The following is a 21,198-nucleotide window of genomic DNA, read 5'->3' as shown; positions in this document are numbered from 1 at the left end:
CGCCGAGGGCGCGAGGGGCCTTTAGCTCAGTTGGTAGAGCGCCACGTTTACACCGTGGATGTCATCGGTTCGAGCCCGGTAGGGCCCACTCACGCGGCGCAGGAGACCATGAAGATCGTCAGTCTGAATCTCCGCGGCTTCTTCGACTGGCCCGAGCGGCTCCCACTCATCGTCGACTACCTGCGGGCCCAGCAGCCCGAGGTGGTGCTGCTGCAAGAGGTCGTCTACCTGCCCGACGTCTCGCCGTTCACGCAGCTCGAACAGCTGAACGACGTGCTGGGCTTCCCCTATCGGCACGCGAGCGTGAGCCGACTCCAACCCAGCCCGCAAGGCGCCTATCGGGAAGGCCTCGCCGTGCTGAGTCGACTCCCCGTGACGCAGAGCGAGACGCTCATCCTGCTGCATGAGGAGGGCGACCCGCACAACCGGCTGGTGCAGTTCTTCGATCTGGCCGCCCGAACCGGCGACGACGCCGTGTGGAAATTCGCCAACGTGCACCTGTCGGTGCGGGACGATTTCGCTCTGCATCAGCTCGACGAGGTGCTGAGCATCCTGAAGTCCCGCGGCGAGAAGCGCATCATCGGCGGCGACTTCAACATCAACCACCTCGAGCGGCACGCCCACCTGTGGCGTGCCGACTACGTGCTCACCTCGGAGATCGAGCACTACGTGTCGTTCGCCGGATCGAGTCAGGCGAACGACTACTTCCTCGTTCCTCGGCAGTATGCGTTGCGTTCGCTGACTCTCTCACCCGACGGTCTCTCCGACCACCGGGCACTCGCCGTCGAGATCGTCGGCCGTCCGGAGTCCTGACGGGAGTCCTGACTGCTCGGATCGCAAGAGTAGCGTTGCCGCATGAGCGAGAATGAGCCGCGGGTCGTCGTCGTCACCGGAGCGAGCTCGGGCATCGGAGCGGTGGCCGCGGCTCGGCTGGCGGAGCGGGGTGACAGGGTCGTGGTGGTGGGCCGCAATCCGGAGCGCACCCGTGCGGTCGCCGAGAGCATCGGCGGCACCGCCTTCGTCGCCGACTTCGCCCGCTTCGACGAGGTGCGGGAGCTCGCATCCACCCTGTCGGAGCGCTACGACGCCATCGACGTGCTGCTCAACAACGCTGGTGGGCTCGTCTCGACCCGCACCGACACCGTCGACGGGCACGAGGCGACCATCCAGTCGAACTACCTGTCGCCATACCTGCTGACCCGGATGCTCCTCCCGCGCCTCCAGGAATCGGCGCGTCGCGGGGGCACGGCGCGCATCGTCTCGACCTCGAGCGTGGCGAACCGCTTCGGGCGGATCGACCTCGCCGACCTCGACTTCACGTCTCGGCCCTGGCACGGCGGCTGGCGCGCCTACGGCTCGGCGAAGCTCGCGGTCGTGCTCTTCGTTCGCGAGCTGGCACGACGTACCGCAGCTCACGAGGGGACGCCGGGGGTCGACGGTTACTCCGTGCATCCTGGCTCGGTCGTCACCAACTTCGGATCGGGTTCGCCTCTCATCCGCTTCGGCACCGCGGTGACCGGCGGACGTTGGGGCGCGACAGCCGAGGTGGGAGCCGCGCCTCTCGTCGCCCTCGCGGCCGATTCGCCCGTTCCCGCCGTGAGCGGCGTGTACTTCGACCGGCTGCGGGCCAACGGGGCCGTCGCCCGCGCGGCTGACGACCCCGACCTCCAACGGGCGCTCTGGGCGCGCACCGCCGAGATCGTCGACCTGCCGGATTGACCCGCCGTTCCGCTGCCCTGCGCGCGAGCTCGCGCGGCCAGTAGTCTGGGGAGATGCCCACCACCCTCTCCGAGTTCAACGCCACGGTCGAGAGGCTGTGGCCGAGCGAGTTCGCCGAGTCGTGGGATGCGCCGGGTCTTCTGAGCGGCGCGCCCGACGACCGTGTCGACCGGGTGCTGCTGGCGGTCGACGCGGTGGCGGCGACGGTGGAACAGGCCGTCGGAACCGGCGCCGACGTGCTGTTGGTGCATCATCCGCTCCTCCTCCGCGGCGTCACGACCATCGCCGAGACCGGATACAAGGGCGCCCTGCTGGCCAAGCTCATCCGTTCCCGCTGCTCCTTGGTGGCGGCGCACACCAATGCCGACATCGTCGACGACGGAACCTCATCCGTTCTCGCCGCCCGACTCGGCCTTCTCGACCAGCGGCCGATCGAACCGGGAGTTCGCCCCGGAACCGGCATCGGACGGGTGGGCCGGATGTCGGAACCCACGACGCTCGGCCGGCTCGCGTTGGCGCTCGGCGAGATCCTCCCCGCCACGGCGACGGGTGTGCGGGTGTCAGGCGAGTTCGAGCAACCCGTCGGGGCGGTGGCGCTCTGCGGCGGGGCGGGCGACTCCTTGCTCGCGAATCCGGCCGTGCGTGCGGCCGACGTGTACATCACCGCCGATCTGCGGCACCATCCGGCCTCCGAATCGCGCGAGCAGTCGTTGCTCGGCGGTGCCGGCTCCGGCCCGGCCCTCATCGACGTCTCGCACTGGGCGAGCGAGTGGCTGTGGCTCGAAACCGCTGCCCGGCAGCTCGCCGAAGCCCTGCCGGAGGTTGAGTTCATCGTGAGCGACCTCCGCACCGACCCCTGGGATTTCGTCATCACGCAATGACGCAGAGCGCCGTGAGCGCGCGAAAACAATGCCGATGACCGAACACCTCGAACTGAACACGAAGGAACCCCGATGAAGGCTCCGGCCCTCGAACAGCGCAAGCTCCTCGACCTGCAAGCCGCCGACAACCGCATCTCGCAGTTGAACCACACGCTGCGCACCCTGCCGCAGGAGGCTCGGCTCGCGGAGCTGCAGCGTGACTCCATCGCCGCTCGGCAGGAATTCGGCGGTGTGAACGGCGAGCTCGAAGACGCGCGGGTGGAGATCAGCCGCGTCGAAGCCGACATCGAGACGGTGGCCGCGCGCGAGAAGCGCGACCGGGAGCGCCTGCAGGCGAGTGCCTCGACGAAGGACATCCAGGGCCTCGAACACGAACTCGCCTCGCTGAAGGTGCGTCGCTCGAACCTCGAAGACATCGAGCTCGAGGTGATGGAGCGGATGGAGGAGATCGAAGAGCGTCTGGCCGCCATCACCGCCCGCCGCGACGACATCGCGACCGAGGAACGGCTGCTGGCCGGCCAGCGCGACGAGCAGAAGCAGCGGATCAACGCTCAGCTCGAGGTCGCACAGTCGGAGCGTTCCGCCATCGCGGCCGGCGTCGGGCCCGAACTGCTCGCCCTCTACGAGCGTCAGCGAGAGCGCTACGGCATCGGTGCCGCCCTGCTGCACCGCGGCATCTCCCTCGGCAGCAACGTGGCGCTGAACGGCACCGACCTCGCGCAGATCCGTGCCGCGGCGCCCGACGACGTGGTGCTCGACCCCGACAGCAACTGCATCCTGGTGCGCACGGAGGAGTCGGGCATTTGACCCCGGCGTCGAATCGCCAAAACACGCCGTAACCGTCGCCGGAATACCGACGCTTCTTGGCGAATGGGTGGTGGAAGTCTCGGTGTAGAGGTGGCGAACATGTCGCGCGGCGCCGGGCAGCGATCGGCGACGCCCGAGGAGGCCGCGCGAAGCACGGCCCCCGAGGCGACTAGTGTGAACGGGCCGGCGATACGCCGGGTTCTGTGGGGGAGTGAACTCCCTGACGGCCATCTATCTCGGGACTACGTTGCCGCAGCCCTCCAGCGGTCTACCCGGAAACTGAGCGAGCAGCGTTAGCGCTTCCTGTCTGACCTTGCTCCGGGCGAGGTTTACCGAGCCGACTGCGTCACCGCAGCCTCTGGTGGTCTCTTACACCACCGTTTCACCCTTACCCCGAGCCGAAGCTCGGGGCGGTCTACTTTCTGTGGCACTGTCTCGCGGGTTGCCCCGGGTGGGTGTTACCCACCGCCCTGCTCTGTGGAGCCCGGACGTTCCTCGGCACCGCACCTGCGTGCGGCGACGCGACCGTCTGCCGGCCCATTCACGTCGACCAGCCTACGGCACCGGCGAGCCCGCTACTCGAGGAAGGTCGTCTTCATCGTCGACAGGCACGCCGCCCCGAGGATGCCCGCGTTGTTACGGAGCGCCGCCGGGATGATCGGAGTGTCCAACTGGAGCAGCGGGATGAACTCCTCGTAGCTCTTCGAGACGCCACCGCCCACGATGAACAGGTCGGGCGAGAAGAGGCGCTCGAGCGTGGAGTAGTACTTCTGCAGGCGCTCGGCCCACTTCTTCCAGCTGAGGTCTTCGCGCTCCTTGGCCGAGTAGGCCGCCTTGGTCTCGTAGTCCACGCCGTCGATCTCGAGGTGCCCGAGTTCGGCGTTCGGGATGAGCACCCCGTTGTAGATGATGGCGCTGCCGATTCCGGTGCCGAGCGTGGTCATCATGATCAGCCCGCCCTTGCCCTTGGCGGCGCCGTAATGCACCTCGGCGAAGCCGGCGGCGTCCGCGTCGTTCACGAAGGTGATGTCGCGCGAGAGGATGCCCTCGAAGAGTTTCTCGGCCTCGAAGCCGATCCACTTCTTCGACACGTTCGCGGCCGACATCGTGACGCCGTGGCGCACGACGGCGGGAAAGCAGATGCCGACCGAGGCGGAGGCGGGGATCTCGCCGAGCGACTCGACGAGGTCGCTCACGGTCTTCGCGATGTCGTCGGGCTTGCCGCCCTCGGGCGTCGCGATCTTCTTGCGGTCGGTGAGGAGTTCGCCGGTCGTGACGTCGACGATGGCCCCCTTGATCCCGGTGCCGCCGATGTCGATTCCGACGGCGACGGTGTTGGGCATGTTCTCGGTCATCTGCTTGTCTCCAGTCGGCCGGGGATCACTTGTTGTCGGAGGCGTCGTCTTCGGCCCACTTCGCACTGTTCGCGCGGAGCTTCTCGAGCGCGTGCTCGGCCTCCTCGTGCGTCTCGAACGGCCCGACGCGGTCGACGACCGACGACACGTAGCCCTTCTCGACCTCTCCGGTCTTCATGTTGTACCAATACTGGGTCGAGGGGTCTTCGCTCATCATTCCTCCGTTGCGGTGGGTCTCATCGTTCACGTGGATTCTCGCTTGCGTTCGGTCAGTCGTAGCTGTGCTCGGGGCCAGGGTAGCTCCGGTCGGCCACATCGCCCCGGAACTGCTCCACGGCGGTGGTGAGCGCGCCGCGCAGATCTGCGTACTGCTTCACGAACTTCGGGATGCGCCCGGTCGAGAACCCGGCGAAGTCGGTCCAGACGAGCAGCTGCCCGTCGACGTGCGGCCCGGCACCCACTCCGATGGTGGGGATGCGCAGGGCCTCGGTGACGCGCTTCGCCGCGACCGCAGGCACCATCTCGAGCACCACGGCGAACGCCCCGGCATCCTGCACGGCCAGGGCGTCGGCGACCAACTGGTCTTCGCCCTCGCCGCGGCCCTGGATGATGTGGCCGCCCAGCCCGTGCTCGCTCTGCGGCGTGAAACCGATGTGCGCCATCACCGGAATGCCGGCGTCGACGATGCGGCGGATCTTGTCGGCGCTGCGCACGCCGCCCTCGAGCTTCACGGAGTGAGCGCCGGTCTCCTTCATGAACCGCACCGCGGTGTTCAGCGCCTCTTCGGCACTGTTCTCATAGGAGCCGAAGGGCATGTCGGCCACCACGAACGCCCGCTTCACTGCACCGGCGACAGCGCGGGCGAGCGGGATCAGGTCGTCGACCGTGACGGGGAGCGTGGTGTCGTAACCGAGCACGTTGTTGCCGGCCGAGTCGCCCACCAGGAGGAAGTCGATGCCCGCTTCGTCGAAGATCTGCGCCGAGAGCTGGTCGTAGCTGGTGAGCCCGGTGATCAGGATTCCCGTTTCCTTCGCGTTCTGGAAATGACGGGTGCGCACGCGCTTGATGACCGCATTCTCAGCGGGCGATGACTGCTCTGGCATGTCATCAGTCTAGTTCCGCGGCATCGTCTCGCTGATGCGTTAGGTTATGGCTTACGTAACCCGAATGCGTGAATCGTGACCCCAACTCGAAAGGGAGACGTGGGCCGTCGAACTATTGCGCAGCTCGTGCTGGGGGCCGCGGTCGCCGCGTTTCTGATCGCAGGGCAGGCGCCGACCGCGAATGCGGCGACGATCGCCGAGCGCAGCTGCGAGGCCGGCCTGCCGGCCGCCGCTCGGTGCGGAACGCTCACCGTTCCGGAGAACCGCAGCAACCCGAGTTCTCGGGGCATCGAGTTGCCCTACGTGGTCATCCCGGCATCCACTCAGCCGGCCACCGGAACTCCGATCATCACGATGGCGGGTGGCCCCGGCCAGTCGTCGACGGCCGTCGCCGAGGCCCTCGCCGCCGACCCGCGCATCGGTGGGGCCCGCGACGTCGTGGTGCTGGCCCAGCGCGGAAGCCTCGAGTCGAGCGCGCCGCTGGACTGCCCGAACGCCACCTCGGCCTACGTCGACACCTTCACCGAGGAGGAGTCGCCCGCCGACGAGATGGCCGAAGTGGGCCTCGCGATGAAGGAGTGCCTGACGGCCTTCGCCGAAGACGGCGGAGACGTGCAGGGGTACACGAAATCCGAGACCGCCAACGACGTCATCGAGCTGCGCCAAACACTGCAGTACCCGATCTGGACGCTGTTCGGCGACTCCTGGTCGACGAAGGTGATGGAACTGGTCGCCAATCGCGACTCCGCGGGAGTCGACGCCGTGGTGCTGAACGCGCTGACCCCGGTCGACCGCGATCTCAAGGGCGACGCCTACCTGGCCCTGTCCGACACGCTCTCGCGACTCTCAGAACGTTCGGGCGGAGAATATCCCGACCTGAACGCCGATCTCACCGCTGCCGCCGAGGTGTTCAGCGACGACCCGGTGCACGGACTGATGACGAATCCGGTCACCGGCAAGCAGCGCTACTACTCGCTCACCGGGTCGGATGTCGTCACGATCGTGCAGCAGGCTCTCTACGATCCCGCGACGGCAGCAGCCGTGCCGTACCTGCTGTCGCGGTTGGCCGACGGCGAGACGGATGCGATCAATCCGTTCATCCCCGACGCCATGTCGCACCTGACGCGCACGAGCCTCGGGCAGTACTGGGTGGAGTCGTGCCGCGACGAACAGCCGTTCTGGGGCGCCGATCCCGTGATCCCGGCCGCTGAGGGCGCCGAAGACCCCGATCCGACGCCCCTGCCGGTGCTCACCTACTTCACTGCCGCCGACCAGATCTGCGGGTCTCTCGGGCTGGTGCCTTCGCCGGCGGAGCATCGTGCGGCGGCGCCGATCCCGCAGCCGACGTTGATCTTCGCGAGCGACACCGATCCGCTGATCTCCGTGGGAGCAGCACAGTCGGGCCAGGTGACGTTCCCGTCGAACCAGCTCGTCGTCACCCAATCGGGTGGGCGTGCGGGGATGACGGCTGACGTGTGCGCCATGGATCAGCTCGCCACGTGGCTGGCCGCACCCGGTACGGCGGTGGAGACGACGTGCACCGATGAGGTGGCAGCGTTCCCGATCCTCTCGGCCGACTCCGTGCATCCGACCTCCCGCTTCGCCTCCGTGGTGGCGGCCGTCGATCAGAAAGACCTCTTCCAGCTCACCATCCCGCTGATCTTCGCGGTGTTCGCGGGGTTGTGGCTCGTGGGCTGGCTGATCGCGGTGCTCGTGCAGGTGCTACGCCACGAGCCCTTCGGCCTCCTGATCGCCAGCGGGATCGCGCCCGTCACCGGGGCCGTCTTCCTGATCTCGCTGTGGATCACGGTCTCGTCGGCCATGATCGCGACACCCGCGTTCACGCTGGCCGGTGTGCCCACGATCGTGCCGTGGCTCGGCATCCTGCTCGGGGTCGGATTCCTCGGCGTCATCCCGGTCTGGCGCCTCGGCGGCCGCGGCTCCGCCGCCCTGGCGGCCGGTGCCACCCTGGTCTGGCTGGCGATGATCGTGTGGTTCGTCTGGGTGGCTGTGCTGCCGAGTTAGTTTCCTCGGGCGCCGTGCTGTGCTGGTTGCCTCGGGCGCCGTGCTTCGCGCGGCGTCCTCGGGCGGCGCCGGTCCCTGCCCGGCGCCGCGCGACATGTTCCGGTGAGGTCGCTGACGCGGCCTCGCCGTCACCCTGGGTCGTTGAGTAGGGCCTGTTGCGTGCCGTGCCGCCCCCGCGTGCGCGAAACGACGGAGTTTCGGGCCCCACACCGGAAACGACGGAGCCTCCGCCAGCAGTTCCGCGCCGCCTCCGTCGTTTCGTTCTCGTTCTCGCTTCCCAAGTCGTGGGGAACGAGACCGCAGGCCGCGGGCCGCGCTCGACGACCCAGGGTGAGGCCGAGGCCGCGTCAGCGACCTCAGCCGAACATGTCGCCTCGCGCCGCAGAAGCGGCGGCGCGAGCAATAAGGGCTCGCCCAGCCGAAGGCCGGGCGAGCCCGAGCAGCGGCGGGCCGGTACCTAGACCCCCGATGGCCGATACGTGATGGGGAGACGACGGTCGCGACCGAAAGCGGTGCGGGAGATCTTCGGACCGATGGCGCTCTGTCGGCGCTTCCACTCTGCGCGGTCGACGAGTTGGGTGATGCGCTCGACCGTGGGCTGCTCGAAACCGCGGGCGACGATCTCGCTGATGCTCTCACCGCCGTTGATGTAGGCCTCGAGGATGGCGTCGAGCACGTCGTACTCGGGCAGGGAGTCCTGATCGGTCTGGTCGGGGCGGAGTTCGGCCGACGGCGGCTTCGAGATCGAATTCTCCGGGATCGGTGCGGTCGTACCGAGCGAGGCGGCGTGCGCGTTGCGCCACCGGGCGAGCTCCCACACCAGCATCTTCGGCACGTCCTTCAACGGAGCGAAGCCGCCCACCGAGTCGCCGTAGATCGTCGAGTAGCCGACGGCGAGCTCGCTCTTGTTCCCCGTGGTCAGAACGAGGTGTCCCTCCTGGTTCGACAGCCCCATCAGGATGACCCCGCGGGCGCGCGCCTGCAGGTTCTCGGCAGCGATGTCGGTGAGGCCGAGCTGCTGTTCGAAGGGAACCACGAGATCGGCAATGGCTTCGGTGCGGAAGTGCAGGCCGATCCGCTCGGCGAGGTCGTCGGCATCGGAACGCGAGTGCTCGGAGGAGTAGCGCGACGGCATCGAGACACCGAACACGCGGTCGGGCCCGAGGGCGTCGGCCGCGATCGCCGCGCAGACCGCCGAGTCGATGCCGCCGGAGAGCCCCAGGATGACCGACGGGAAGTGATTCTTCTCCACGTAGTCGCGGAGGGCCAGCACCAAGGCGTTCCAGATCTGCTCGCGGTCGTCAGGGAGTTCGGCGATCTCGATCGGGATGTCGGGCTTCGCGTCGGTCGCGGTGCCGGGGGAGAGCGAGACGCGGCGCACGTCGTCGGGGAGTTGCGCATCCGTCGCCCCCTCCGCGTCGAGATCGACGACGAGCAGGTGCTCGACGAACTGCGGCGCCCGGGCGAGGATGGCGCCGTCGCTGCCCACGACCACGCTGTCGCCGTCGAAGACCAGGTCGTCCTGGCCGCCGACGAGGTTGACGTAGGCCACGATGGTGTCGGTCTCGATGGCGCGGCGGGTGACCAGCGGCAGTCGCACCTCGTCTTTGTCGCGCTCGTAAGGCGATCCGTTGATCACCACCAGCAGGCCGGCGTCGGCGTGCAGCACACGCCCCACGGGCCCGCCGTCGCGCCAGAGGTCTTCGCAGATGATGAGGGCCACGTCGATGTCTCGGATGCGCAGCACCAGCAGTTCGTCGCCCGGGATGAAGATGCGGTATTCGTCGAACACCGAGTAGTTCGGCAGGTGGTGCTTCGCGTAACGGGCCACGACTTTGCCGCCCTGCAGCACACTCGCTGCGTTCTGCGCGATGGCGGTCGGGGCGTTGCTCGTGCCGAGCAGTCGCGGCTCGAACGGCCCGTCGGGGTGCCCCACGATCACCGGAACATCGCCCAGGCCGGCGTCGGCCAGTTCACGGGCCAGACGGTGCACGCGCTCGTGCGCGGCGGCGAGGAAGCTCGGCCGCAGAGCGAGGTCTTCGATGGGGTAGCCGGAGATCGCCATCTCGCCAAAAGCCACCAGATCGGCGCCCTTCGCGGCCGCCTCCCGAACCGTGTCGACGATGGAACGGGCGTTGCCCTCGAGGTCCCCCAGAACAGGGTTCGTTTGGGCCAACGCTAAGCGAAGTCTCGGCATAGCCACTAGCCTAATAGGGGCATGAACCGATGCCGGAGAGAGGGTTTGTTCCGCCGATGGATAAGCAACGGGACTTCGTTCTTCGCACAATTGAAGAACGAGGCATCAAGTTCGTGCGACTGTGGTTCACAGACGTCGTGGGAACCCTGAAATCCGTCGCTATCGCTCCGGCCGAGGTCGAAGGCGCGTTCGCCGAAGGCCTCGGGTTCGACGGTTCGGCCATCGAGGGGCTCACGCGGTCGTTCGAGGCCGACGTGCTCGCGCATCCCGACCCCACCACCTTCCAGATCCTGCCCTGGCGGGGCGAGATCGACCCCACGGCGCGCATGTTCTGCGACATCACGACGCCCGACGGGCAGCCGGCCGTCGCCGACCCGCGCAACGTGCTGAAGCGCACGCTCGCGAAGGCAGCCGACCGCGGATTCACGTTCTACACGCATCCGGAGATCGAGTTCTACCTGCTGAAGTCGTCGCAGTACGGGCCCGACGGCCCCGAACCGGTCGACTCGGCCGGCTACTTCGACAATGTTCCCGGCGGTACGGCGCACGACTTCCGTCGTCGTTCCGTGCGGATGCTCGAAGATCTCGGTATCTCGGTGGAGTTCAGCCACCACGAGGCGGGCCCCGGCCAGAACGAGATCGACCTGCGCTACGCGGATGCGCTCACCACGGCCGACAACATCATGACTTTCCGCACCGTCATCAAGGAGGTGGCGATCGAGCAGGGCGTCTACGCGACGTTCATGCCGAAGCCGTTGTCGGGGCATCCGGGCTCGGGCATGCACACCCACCTCTCGCTGTTCGAGGGCGACGCGAACGCCTTCTACGAGGCCGGCGCCGAATACCAACTCTCGAAGATCGGTCGCAACTTCATCGCCGGGCTGCTGCGTCACGCGCCGGAGATCACGGCTGTCACGAACCAGTTCGTGAACTCCTACAAGCGGCTCTGGGGCGGCGACGAGGCTCCGAGCTTCGTGTGCTGGGGCCACAACAACCGCTCGGCGCTCGTTCGTGTGCCGCTCTACAAGCCCAACAAGGGGCAGTCGTCGCGCATCGAGTACCGCGCGATCGACTCGGCGGCGAACCCCTACCTGTCGTACTCGCTGCTGCTGGCCGCCGGACTCAAGGGCATCGAAGAGAACTACGAGCTGCCGCCCGAGGCCGAAGACAATGTCTGGAGCCTCACCGACGCGGAGCGCAAGGCCCTCGGATACGACCCGCTGCCCGCTTCGCTCGATCGAGCGATCAGCCTGATGGAGGAGTCGGAGCTGGTGGCCGAAACACTCGGCGAGCAGGTCTTCAACTACGTGCTGCTCAACAAGCGGCAGGAGTGGAAGGCCTACCGCGCGCAGGTGACGCCCTACGAGCTGGAGTCGAACCTAGAGATCCTGTGACTATGGCGTCGTCCTTCGGCCGGCGCGAATAAATACTGTTCCTGACTGAATTCTTATGCCTCGTTCGCAGACCAGCCTCACCGACCTCGCCCGCGTCGGTTTCGCCCAGCTCGGGTGGGCCGGCGAGGAGTTGCGGGTGCTGGCCGAGTCGACCGAGGTGCCGCTCGACGAGCTGTTGGCGTCGTTCCAGCTGGCGGCTGACCCCGACCTCGCGCTGCAGGGCGTGAAGCGGCTCCTGCAGCGCGCCGAAGGCGTCATGCTCGGCGTGCTCCGCGACCCGGCCGCCCGCGACCGGGTCGTGCGGGTCTTCGGCGCCTCGGCCGGACTCACCGATTTCTTCGCACGCCACCCCGATCAACTCGCCACCCTCGGTTCGGCGCCGCTCCGACTGCCCGACCAGGAGAGCGCGAAGCGTGAGCTGCTCGCTTCGGTCGGTGCGGTCGGCGGATTCTCCACCGTCCTGGGCGAAGACGCCTGGACGGCGTTGCGCATCCGGTATCGCGTGCTGCTCGCTCTGGTCACCGCGTTCGACCTCGAGCAGTCGAATCCGGTCGCCGGGTTGGACACGATCGCGCGCAGCCTCGCCGATCTCGCAGCCGGCGCCCTCGAGGCGGCTCTGGCGGTCGCGCGCTCGGAGGTCTCGACCAAGGGGCACGGTCTCTTTCAGTTCCCCGTCGAGCAGGTGCGAGCTACGCGTTTCGCCATCATCGGCATGGGCAAGGCCGGTGCCGGCGAGCTCAACTACGTCAGCGATGTCGATGTCATCTTCGTGGCCGAGGGCGACGACGAGGCCGATCTGCCGACGAGCACGGCTGTGGAGATCGGCACGCGCCTCGCCATGGTCACGATGCGCGGCATCAGCGAGACCGGCCTCGAACCCGGCCTCTGGGAGGTCGACCCCAACCTGCGGCCCGAAGGCAAGGCCGGAGCGCTGGTGCGGTCGCTCGAATCGCACGCCGCCTACTACGACCGCTGGGCGAAGAACTGGGAGTTCCAGGCGTTGCTGAAAGCGCGGCCCCTCGCCGGCGACCTGGCGCTCGGCGACGACTACGCCCGTATTGTGGCTCCGAAGGTCTGGTCGAGTGCGTCGCGCGAGAACTTCGTCGAGTCGGTGCAGCGGATGCGCGAACGCGTGACCGAGCACATCAAGCCGACCGATGTGGAATACCAGCTGAAACTCGGGCCCGGCGGTCTTCGCGACATCGAGTTCACCGTCCAGTTGCTGCAGCTCGTGCACGGGCAGGTCGACGAGAGTGTGCGCCAGCGGGGAACCCTGCCCGCCCTGGCGGCCCTGGCAGAGGGTAGCTACATCGGCCGGGTGGAGTCGGTGGAGTTCGCGCAGGATTACCGCATCCTGCGCCTGCTCGAGCACCGGATGCAGCTGCGGCAGCTGAGCCGCACCCACCTGATGCCCCGCGACGAAGCCGAGCAGAGGGTGCTCGCCCGGGGCAGTGGGTTGGCCACCAGTGCCGGCGAACTGATCGTGCGATGGACCGACATCAAGGTGCGCGTGCGCAACCTGCACGAGCGCTTGTTCTATCGTCCGCTCCTGGCGGCGGTCGCGGCTCTCTCGCCCGATGAGCAGGCGCTCACGAGCGCCCAGGCCGAGGCGCGGCTCGCCGCCATCGGTTTCCTCAACCCCGCCGGAGCGCTCGGGCACATCGCGGCCATGACGGCCGGGGTTTCGCGGCGCGCCGCTATCCAGCGCACCCTGCTGCCGGTGATGCTGCAGTGGTTCGCGAACGGGCCTGATCCGGATTACGGGTTGCTCGCGTTCCGGCGGCTGTCCGACACCCTGGGGGAGAGCTACTGGTTCCTCCGGATGTTGCGCGATTCCTCGGGCGCGGCCGCGCGACTCACTCAGGTGCTGTCGGGCTCACGGTTCGTGGGGGAGCTGCTCGAGCGCATCCCGGAAGCCGCGGCCTGGCTCGAGAACGACGACGAGCTGCGACCACGCGACATCGCGGTTCTCGAAGACGAGACGCGTGCGATCGTGGCCCGCCATGACACTCCGGATGCCGCGGCCATGGCCTTGCGCACGGCCCGCCGCCGTGAGGTGCTGCGACTCGGCATCGCGTCGATCCTCGGCATGGTGACGGTGGAGCAGCTCGGCCGGGGACTCACCGACATCACCACCGTGCACCTCGAAGGCACGCTCAGCGTCATCCGACAGTCTGCCGCACTTGTCAACGGCGACGGCATCGAGTTCGCGATCATCGGTATGGGCCGCTACGGCGGTGGAGAACTCGGGTTCGGGTCGGATGCCGACGTGCTCTACGTCTACCGCCCGGTGCGGGTCGACAAGCCGACCGCGCAGTCCGTCGCGCAGTTCATCGTGAACGAGCTGGTGCGGCTCACTGAAGACGCGCGGTTGCCGCTCGACCTCGACATCGATCTGCGTCCGGAAGGCAAGAACGGGCCGGCCGTGCGGTCGCTCGAGTCCTATGCCGCCTACTACGAGCGGTGGTCGCTGACCTGGGAGGCGCAGGCGCTGCTGCGTGCGAACGGTGTGGCGGGCGATCGTGCGCTCATCGAGTCCTTCCATGCGCTGGCCGACACCGTGCGCTATCCCCGCGCGATCTCGGAGACCGAGATCCGCGAGGTGAAGCGCATCAAGGCGCGCGTCGAGAAGGAGCGGCTGCCGCAGGGCGCTGATCCGGCCCGGCACCTCAAGCTCGGGCGCGGGTCGCTCTCCGACGTCGAGTGGTATGTGCAGCTCCTGCAGCTGCAGCATGCCGCTCGCATCCCGGCGCTGCGCACCACGTCGACCCTCGAGGCGCTCTCGGCCGCTGAAGATGCGGCGCTCATCAACCACGACGACGCACGCAAGCTGCACGATGCTTGGATCTTCGCATCCCGCGCCCGTTCGGCGATGACGTTGTGGACCAACAAGACCTCCGATGTGCTCCCCGCAGACCGCCGCCAGCTCGAGGGTGTGGCACGTCTCATGGAGTATCCGCCGGGCTCGGCGACGCAGCTCGAAGAGGACTACCTCGGCGTCACCCGGCGGGCGCGGACGGTGTTCGAGAGGCTGTTCTACGGCGTGTGAGCCCGCGGCCCCATTCGACCTTCGAAACTCCCCGCCGGGCGATTATTGGGGAATCACCTGGCGGGGAATCGATACCGTCACGCAGCAGTGTTGGGGACACTGCTGGGGCGTAACGACCCGTGCAGATCTCAGGCGCCATCGACCTGCCTCCACCAACATATGGAGATTTCTGCATATCCGCATCACTTTGGAGCAAAATTTCGGATGATTCCTCGAAAATGTCTTTCCCGGCTCATCGACGCTTGATGGCGCCGAGGTAGACCCAGGCACCGCATCCGACGCCGTTCTCCGTCCAGGAAATACGCACGGCCGTTCGGTTCCATTCCTCGGCCGTCGCTTCGATCTGCACCACGCCCGCGCTCACGGGCACCCAAGCCGTGACCGGAACGGGTTCAGCGGCTTTGGTCGGCGGATCTTCCTCCGCGTTCACGATGAGAGGCGGCAGGGACTGAATCCGCGGGCGTATGTCTTTCTCAGCCAACCGCTTGATGGTGCGGGCGTCGAGGGAGTCTCCGTAGCGCTTGTTCGTTCCCATGCTTCCAGAATAGAACATATGTTCGATGGTTGCGGGCCGGGATGTCGGCTCCGGGCGGTCTGGCGCAAAGAAAAAGTCCGCACGAGCCGTTGTCCAGAAGGGCTCTGGCGGCTCGTGCGGACTGTGTGCGGATCAGCGTGGCAGCGGCGGTGCCGATGCCACGCTGATCCGGCGGAGACTGGCTACACCCCGTAGTACAGCTCGTACTCGAACGGATGCGGACGCTGGGCGATCGGCTTGATCTCGTTCTCCCGCTTGTACGAGATCCAGGTCTCGATGAGGTCGGGGGTGAACACGTTGCCCTTGGTGAGGAACTCGTGGTCGGCCTCGAGCGCGTCGAGGGCCTCGCCGAGCGACGCCGGCACCTGGGGGATGTTCTTGGCTTCCTCGGGAGGCAGCTCGTAGAGGTCCTTGTCGACCGGCTCGTGCGGCTCGATGCGGTTCTGGATGCCGTCCAGGCCTGCCATCAGCTGCGCGGCGAAGGCGAGGTAGGGGTTGCCCGAAGCATCCGGTGCACGGAACTCGATGCGCTTGGCCTTCGGGTTGGTGCCGGTGATCGGGATGCGGATCGACGCCGAGCGGTTACCCGCCGAGTAGACCAGGTTGACGGGCGCTTCGAAGCCCGGCACGAGGCGGTGGTAGGAATTGACCGTCGGGTTCGTGAAGGCGAGCACCGCGGGTGCGTGCTTCAGCAGACCGCCGATGTACCAGCGAGCCAGGTCGCTCAGCCCACCGTAGCCGGCCTCGTCGTAGAACAGCGGCGTGCCGTCGTTCCAGAGCGACTGGTGGGTGTGCATGCCCGATCCGTTGTCTCCGAAGAGCGGCTTCGGCATGAACGTCGCGGTCTTGCCCCAGAGGTTCGCCGTGTTCTTCACGATGTACTTGAACTTCAGGATGTCGTCGGCCGCGTGCACCATGGTGTCGAAGCGGTAGTTGATCTCACCCTGACCGGCGGTGCCGACCTCGTGGTGGGCGCGCTCGAGGATGAGACCGGAGTCGATCAGCTTGAGCGAGATGTCGTCGCGCAGGTCGGCGTGCTGGTCGACCGGGCTGACGGGGAAGTATCCGCCCTTGTAGGGGGTCTTGTTGGCGAGGTTTCCGCCTTCTTCGATGCGGCCGGTGTTCCAGGCCGCCTCGTCGGAGTCGACCGAGTAGAAGCTCGAGTTCTGCTTCACCTCGTAGCGCACGTCGTCGAAGATGTAGAACTCGGCCTCGGGGGCGAAGAAGGCGGTGTCGGCGATGCCGGTCGACGCGAGGTACTTCTCGGCCTTCTTGGCCACCTGGCGCGGGTCGCGCGAGTAGATCTCGCCGTTGCGCGGGTTGTAGATGTCGAAGACGAGGATGAGGGTGCGCTCGGCGCGGAAGGGGTCGACGTAAGCCGTGGAGACATCGGGGATGAGCTGCATGTCCGACTCGTGGATCGACGCGAACCCGCGGATCGAGGAGCCGTCGAAGAGCTGACCGACGGCGAAGAACTCCTCGTCGACGGTGGCGGCGGGGATGTTGAAGTGCTGCTGGACACCGGGCAGATCGGTGAACCGGATATCAAGGAACTTGACGTCCGTGTCCTTGATGAACTTGAGCACCTCGGAAGAGTCACTGAACATGTGAGAGATCTCCAAATGGCTTGGTACAGAAAACAGCTGCAGATGCAGCCACCGCCACCCTAGAGGGGTGGCATTACCCGGCGGTGTCGCAATTGTTTCCGGGATGTTACGAACCCTCCGAAGAGGCCTGGAATATCAGCGCTTGACGAGCACCGTGCCGGCGAAGACGTCGTGCAGGCCCCGCTGATCGGAATCCCAGATGACCGCCGGGATCACCAGCATGAGCAGGAGGGTACGCACGATCGGACGCCACCAGCCGGCGTAGCCTCCGTTGAGCCGCACCACGCGCAAGCCGAGCAGCAGATGCCCGAGCCCACCGCCCAGCGTGATCATGAGCACGACCTGTTCGATGAAGAAGATGATGCTCGAGGCGAACGGATTCTCGAAGAAGAACGCGAAATAGATCACGTAGCAGAACGCGAAGTCGATCAGCAGCGCGGCGATGCGCCGCCCCGACCGCGCGATCGAACCGTGGCCTTCTCGCTTGAGTCCGAGACGCTCGCCCGGCCATTCGCTCGGTGCTGCACCGCCCGAGGCGTTCGCCACCACCCCTGCCTCAGCGCCCGCGCTGCGGACGCATCCTCATCGGGTCGATGCCCTTCGGGATCGGCAGGGGAGACGACGACAACGACGTGAGCCGGTTGCTCACCGCCACGACCTCGGGCTTGGTGAGGTTCGGCTTGATGCGCCCCATCTTGGCGGCGACACGGTGCAGGGGGATGGCATCCGCATCCGGCCCGACGGACAGGAAGGTGACGGGAACGTTCGGCAGGATGCGAAGCACCTTGCGGCGCTCCTCTTCGAGCATCTTGTTCGTGCGGGAGCGCGGACCCTCGCTGATCAGCACGACGCCACCACGGCCGACGGCGCGGTAGACCGCATCCTGCGTCTTGCCGTTGACGGCGACGGGCATCTCGCTGCCGCGCCAGCTGCGCTTCAGCGAGCTGCGCAGAACGGCGCCCACGGCACCGGGCTGGCCTTCGATCTGCTTGTAGGCGGCGCGCTCGGCCCGGCGGCCGAGGATGACGAGTGCGATGAGGAGGCCGGCGAGAACACCCGCGAGAATCCACATGACCAGGGCGAACACGTTGTCGCGCGAGAAGATGAGCGCCAGTGCCACGCCGACGAGCACGGGCACGGCGAAGCCGAGGGCCATCAGCCACACGGCGTTCTTGTCGTAGCGGCGGGTCATCTTGAAGACCTGCCACATCTGCTTCATGCGGCCCGGCTCTTTGGGGGCTTTCGGTGTTGCGTCGGTCTTGCGTGCCATGCCTCCAAGGATACTTCGTCAGACCGGCGGCGGAAGCCATGATCCGTGCAGTCCTCCACAGGCGAACGGATGCGCGGATCCGTCCCCAGATCTCGTCGTCCGGTGATCGGGAACGGTGCGTGGGCGGATGCTCGTGGCATGACGACACACGCACCTTCCCTGGCTCCCGCCCCTGCTGGTCCTGCGGTCGCAGGCTACCGGCTCGACGAACTGATCGGCATCGGTGCGTCGGCGAACGTGTATGCCGGGGTTCTCGACGTCGGGGGCGGGGTCGCGGGCCTGCCCGGCAGCGACCCGGTGGCCGTGAAGCTGTGCCTGCCACGCGAGCCGATCGCGGTGCGCGGAGATGTCGCCCCGGGCGCCGGGCCGGTCGACGGTGGCTTCGGGAGGGAGGCGGAGTGCCGCGCGCTGGCGCTCCGGCCGATAGCGCCGATGCCACGCCTGCTCGATCTCGCCACCACCGATCAGGGTGAGTTGGTGCTGGTGATGACGTTCTGCCGAGGCCGACCGGTGCGGCCGTCGGCGCCGCATGCCACACGACCGGCGCTGGATGCCGGCGACCTGGCGCGCCTGGTGCGAGAACTACACGAGGCGGGAGTCGCGCACGGCAGCCTCGATCCGGGCGCGGTGCTGGTCGACGACCAGGGTGTCGCGTCTCTGGTCGGGTTCCGGGCGGCGCGGTTCGCGGGCGACGCCGGTTTCGCTGCCGCTGTGAGTGCCGACCTGCGTGCGGTCGAGGCTCTCACGCGTGGAAGGCCCGCGGTCGTGGGGTTCTCGACGGCGCGGGCTGCCGTGCCGGGGCGAGGCTCGTCTCGGCTTGCGGGTGGCCCCGAACGGCTCTTCTCGAACACGGGTGGTGTTCGCGAAGCCGACGATTCGGCGACCTCGGGCGGTGTGGTGGCGTCGTCGGCCGGGGCCGTGGACTCGCGTGCGGGCGATGACAGCCTCATCGACGCCTGGCGGTGGACCGACGACACGGTCGACGAGCCCGGCCGTGAGCTGGCGTTCTTGGAGACCCTCGAACCGGCAGTGCTGGCCATCCGCGAGAGTGGCGCCGCCCTCCGCGGTCTCGTGCGAACCCGGTCGGCCGGGGCGATGGCTCCGCGGCGACGGCGACTCCTGGTGGCCGGGGGTGCTCTCGTGGTGGCAGCCGCGGTGGCGGGGTGCCTCATGATCCCTTCGGGAGGGTCGAGCACCGACGATCGGGCTGCGGCGTCAGCCGCTGAGCGAACGGCCCCTGCTGCGCCTGAGGAGGGCTCCGTGGAAGCCGGTGCCGGTGCCGGTATGGGTGCCGATACCGCTGCCGCTGCCGGTGCAGCGGACAACGGCGAGGCCGATCGGGCGGCGATCCGATCGGACGACCCGCTCCGGGCGATGCCGGCGCTGCTCGAGCTGCGGCGGGAATGCCTCCGCACGGGCGAACCGAACTGCCTCGATTCCGTCGATCAGTGGAACGCATCGGCCCTGGTGGCGGATCAGGAGCTCGCGCGGGGCAGCGGTCCACCCGACGATCCGCTCGCATCCGTCTCCGACATCTCGCTCGTCGAGCGGATCGGTGCGACTGCGCTGCTGAGCGGTGTGGCGGGCGAAGGGAGTGACGGAGGTGGTGAAACGACGAAGCCGGTCTCGCTCCTCGTGATGAGGGGCGAGACCGGCTGGAGGCTCCGGTCGTACCGGATCGGCCAGGGGCCCGACTAGATGCCGAGGTCGGCTTCGAACGACCCGTCTTCGAGACGGTTCTTGACGGCTGTGAGGAACCGCGCCGCGTCGGCTCCGTCGACGATCCGGTGGTCGTAGCTCAGGGCAAGGTAGACGATCGAACGGATGGCGATGGCTTCGCCGCCGTCGACCTTCACCACGGTCGGCTGCTTCGCCACGATGCCCGTGCCGAGGATGGCGACCTGGGGCAGGAAGACCAGCGGGGTATCGAACAGCGCGCCGCGCGAGCCGGTGTTGGTGAGCGTGAACGTGCCCCCCGCAAGCTCGTCGGGCTTGAGCTTGTTCTGGCGCGTGCGCTCGGCGAGATCGGCGATCTGCGCGGCGAACCCGGCGATGTCGAGGTCGCCGGCGTTCTTCACCACGGGGGTGAGCAGACCGCGCTCGGTGTCGACCGCGATGCTGATGCTCTCGTGATCGGGGTAGACGATGTTCTCGCCGTCGACCGTGGCGTTGATGATCGGGTAGGCCTTCAGCGCCTCAGCGGCGGCGAGGGCGAAGAACGGCAGGAAGGAGAGCTTGGTGCCGGTCTTCTCGAGGAAGCGGCCCTTCACCTGGTCGCGGAACGCGGCCACCTTCGTGACATCGACCTGCACCACCGTGGTGAGCTGGGCCGACGCCTGCATCGAGGCGACGGCGCGCTCGGCGACGACCTTCCGCAGCCGCGACATCGGCTGCGTGGTGCCGCGCAACGGAGAGGTCTCGAGCGGCGTGCGGGCCGACGGGGCTGCGGCGGATGCGGCAGGTGCCGAGACCGCTGCGAGCACGTCTTCCTTGCGGATGCGGCCACCCACGCCCGAACCCGACACGGTCGCCAGGTCGATGCCGCGGTCGTGCGCGAGCTTGCGCACCAGCGGAGTCACGTAGCCGGCGTTGCCGGCGCCCGCGGCAGGTGCCGAATCGGCAGCCGGCGCAGCAGCCGGAGCCGGTGCAGCCGCGGGAGCCGGTGCAGCAGCAGGGGCCGGCGCAGCAGCGGGGGCCGGAGCAGCGGGCGCCGCTGCAGCAGCAGGCGCCGGAACGGCAGCCACCGGCGCTGGCGCCTCCTGGGCCGGCGCGGGTGCCGCGGCAGGCGCCTCCTGCACAGGCTCGGGGGCTGCGGCGGGCGTGGCTTCTGCGGGTGCGGGTGCCTCGGTCGACGGGGTCACGACCTCGGCCGGTGCCTCCTCCGCCGGGGCGGTGGGCTCGGCCGCGGCAACCGGTGCCGGCGTGGGGGCCGCCTCCGGCTCCGGAGCGCTCTCCTCCGCCGGGGCGGGAGCCTCGGCTGCCGGGGCAGCGCTCGATCCGTCTCCGATCGTCACGAGAGCCGTGCCGACCTCGACCGTCTCGTCCTCCTGGACGAGGATGGCCTCGATCACGCCCGCGACGGGCGACGGGATCTCGGTGTCGACCTTGTCGGTCGAGACCTCGAGCAGCGGCTCGTCGACCTCCACCCGATCGCCCACGTTCTTGAGCCAGCGGGTGACCGTACCTTCCGTGACACTCTCGCCGAGTGCGGGAAGGTTGACGGATTCGCTCATGACCTTGTCTCCTTATGGAACCG

At 67.9% G+C, this 21,198-nt stretch carries 17 protein-coding genes, 1 tRNA gene and 1 other RNA gene; 9 read left to right on the top strand and 10 right to left on the bottom strand.

Translation table 11 applies throughout. The features are described 5' to 3' along the window. Positions 1-15: 15 nt before the first annotated feature. The 5 genes from N1027_RS15750 to N1027_RS15730 all read left to right on the top strand — a co-directional run bounded on the left by N1027_RS15750 (position 16) and on the right by N1027_RS15730 (position 3,407). Positions 16-88 (top strand) — tRNA-Val (locus tag N1027_RS15750). A 20-nt stretch (positions 89-108) separates the two neighbouring features. After that, the gene (locus N1027_RS15745) at positions 109-813 is read left to right on the top strand and encodes an endonuclease/exonuclease/phosphatase family protein (RefSeq protein ID WP_259509076.1); all 705 of its coding nucleotides are present in this window, start codon (positions 109-111) and stop codon (positions 811-813) included. A gap of 42 nt (positions 814-855) precedes the next feature. Beyond that, a complete protein-coding gene (locus N1027_RS15740; RefSeq protein WP_259509075.1) occupies positions 856-1,719 on the top strand; it encodes an SDR family NAD(P)-dependent oxidoreductase in 864 nt (287 codons plus the stop codon). Positions 1,720-1,772: 53 nt separating this feature from the next. Then, entirely contained in the window at positions 1,773-2,600 is an 828-nt protein-coding gene (locus tag N1027_RS15735; RefSeq protein ID WP_259509074.1) for a Nif3-like dinuclear metal center hexameric protein, read from the top strand. A 72-nt stretch (positions 2,601-2,672) separates the two neighbouring features. After that, a complete protein-coding gene (locus N1027_RS15730; protein WP_259509073.1) occupies positions 2,673-3,407 on the top strand; it encodes a zinc ribbon domain-containing protein in 735 nt (244 codons plus the stop codon). A 174-nt stretch (positions 3,408-3,581) separates the two neighbouring features. Here the strand turns inward: N1027_RS15730 and rnpB are convergent. The 4 genes from rnpB to panB form a co-directional block, all read right to left on the bottom strand. Next, an RNA gene (rnpB, locus tag N1027_RS15725) (RNase P RNA component class A) lies at positions 3,582-3,948 on the bottom strand. Between the two features lie 34 nt (positions 3,949-3,982). Continuing rightward, positions 3,983-4,762 carry a polyphosphate--glucose phosphotransferase gene (gene ppgK, locus N1027_RS15720; RefSeq protein ID WP_259509072.1) on the bottom strand — a complete coding sequence of 260 codons (780 nt, stop codon included), beginning with the start codon at positions 4,760-4,762 and terminating at the stop codon, positions 3,983-3,985. 25 nt (positions 4,763-4,787) lie between these two features. Continuing rightward, positions 4,788-5,009 (bottom strand): SPOR domain-containing protein, encoded by a 222-nt coding sequence (locus N1027_RS15715; protein ID WP_308199803.1) that lies wholly within the window; start codon positions 5,007-5,009, stop codon positions 4,788-4,790. A 22-nt stretch (positions 5,010-5,031) separates the two neighbouring features. Then, positions 5,032-5,865: a 3-methyl-2-oxobutanoate hydroxymethyltransferase gene (gene panB / locus N1027_RS15710; protein ID WP_259509071.1), complete on the bottom strand. Its 834-nt coding sequence runs from the start codon at positions 5,863-5,865 to the stop codon at positions 5,032-5,034. Positions 5,866-5,964: 99 nt separating this feature from the next. Here panB and N1027_RS15705 point away from each other — a divergent pair, with 99 nt between their 5' ends. Continuing rightward, entirely contained in the window at positions 5,965-7,890 is a 1,926-nt protein-coding gene (locus N1027_RS15705; RefSeq protein ID WP_259509070.1) for a hypothetical protein, read from the top strand. 457 nt (positions 7,891-8,347) lie between these two features. Here the strand turns inward: N1027_RS15705 and N1027_RS15700 are convergent, their stop codons facing one another. After that, positions 8,348-10,087 carry an NAD+ synthase gene (locus tag N1027_RS15700; protein WP_259509069.1) on the bottom strand — a complete coding sequence of 580 codons (1,740 nt, stop codon included), beginning with the start codon at positions 10,085-10,087 and terminating at the stop codon, positions 8,348-8,350. A 56-nt stretch (positions 10,088-10,143) separates the two neighbouring features. On the opposite strand from N1027_RS15700, the gene N1027_RS15695 reads away from it, so the two are divergent. Together N1027_RS15695 and N1027_RS15690 are read left to right on the top strand one after the other, a co-directional pair. Beyond that, positions 10,144-11,481 carry a glutamine synthetase family protein gene (locus N1027_RS15695; protein ID WP_092552591.1) on the top strand — a complete coding sequence of 446 codons (1,338 nt, stop codon included), beginning with the start codon at positions 10,144-10,146 and terminating at the stop codon, positions 11,479-11,481. A gap of 55 nt (positions 11,482-11,536) precedes the next feature. Next, positions 11,537-14,530, top strand: a complete 2,994-nt coding sequence (locus N1027_RS15690) for a bifunctional [glutamine synthetase] adenylyltransferase/[glutamine synthetase]-adenylyl-L-tyrosine phosphorylase (RefSeq protein ID WP_259509068.1) — start codon at positions 11,537-11,539, stop codon at positions 14,528-14,530. 232 nt (positions 14,531-14,762) lie between these two features. Here the strand turns inward: N1027_RS15690 and N1027_RS15685 are convergent, their stop codons facing one another. The 4 genes from N1027_RS15685 to N1027_RS15670 all read right to left on the bottom strand — a co-directional run bounded on the left by N1027_RS15685 (position 14,763) and on the right by N1027_RS15670 (position 17,942). Further along, positions 14,763-15,065: a hypothetical protein gene (locus N1027_RS15685; RefSeq protein ID WP_259509067.1), complete on the bottom strand. Its 303-nt coding sequence runs from the start codon at positions 15,063-15,065 to the stop codon at positions 14,763-14,765. 182 nt (positions 15,066-15,247) lie between these two features. After that, complete coding sequence (gene glnA / locus N1027_RS15680) at positions 15,248-16,672, bottom strand: type I glutamate--ammonia ligase (protein WP_259509066.1); 1,425 nt, start codon at positions 16,670-16,672, stop codon at positions 15,248-15,250. A gap of 135 nt (positions 16,673-16,807) precedes the next feature. Beyond that, positions 16,808-17,218 (bottom strand): RDD family protein, encoded by a 411-nt coding sequence (locus tag N1027_RS15675; RefSeq protein ID WP_259509065.1) that lies wholly within the window; start codon positions 17,216-17,218, stop codon positions 16,808-16,810. A 10-nt stretch (positions 17,219-17,228) separates the two neighbouring features. After that, positions 17,229-17,942: a DUF4191 domain-containing protein gene (locus tag N1027_RS15670; protein WP_259509064.1), complete on the bottom strand. Its 714-nt coding sequence runs from the start codon at positions 17,940-17,942 to the stop codon at positions 17,229-17,231. Between the two features lie 138 nt (positions 17,943-18,080). Here N1027_RS15670 and N1027_RS15665 point away from each other — a divergent pair, with 138 nt between their 5' ends. Further along, on the top strand, positions 18,081-19,640 hold the full coding sequence (locus N1027_RS15665) for a BUD32 family EKC/KEOPS complex subunit (RefSeq protein WP_259509063.1): 1,560 nt from the start codon (positions 18,081-18,083) through the stop codon (positions 19,638-19,640). On the opposite strand, the gene sucB is transcribed toward N1027_RS15665, so the two are convergent. Then, a complete protein-coding gene (gene sucB / locus N1027_RS15660) occupies positions 19,637-21,175 on the bottom strand; it encodes a 2-oxoglutarate dehydrogenase, E2 component, dihydrolipoamide succinyltransferase (RefSeq protein WP_259509062.1) in 1,539 nt (512 codons plus the stop codon). The genes N1027_RS15665 and sucB overlap by 4 nt on opposite strands. Positions 21,176-21,198: the final 23 nt, after the last annotated feature.

Origin of the sequence: Herbiconiux aconitum (genome assembly GCF_024979235.1) — a bacterium.
In the GTDB taxonomy this organism is placed as follows: Bacteria; Actinomycetota; Actinomycetes; order Actinomycetales; family Microbacteriaceae; genus Herbiconiux; species Herbiconiux aconitum.
This window is presented reverse-complemented; position numbering and strand designations above follow the sequence as displayed.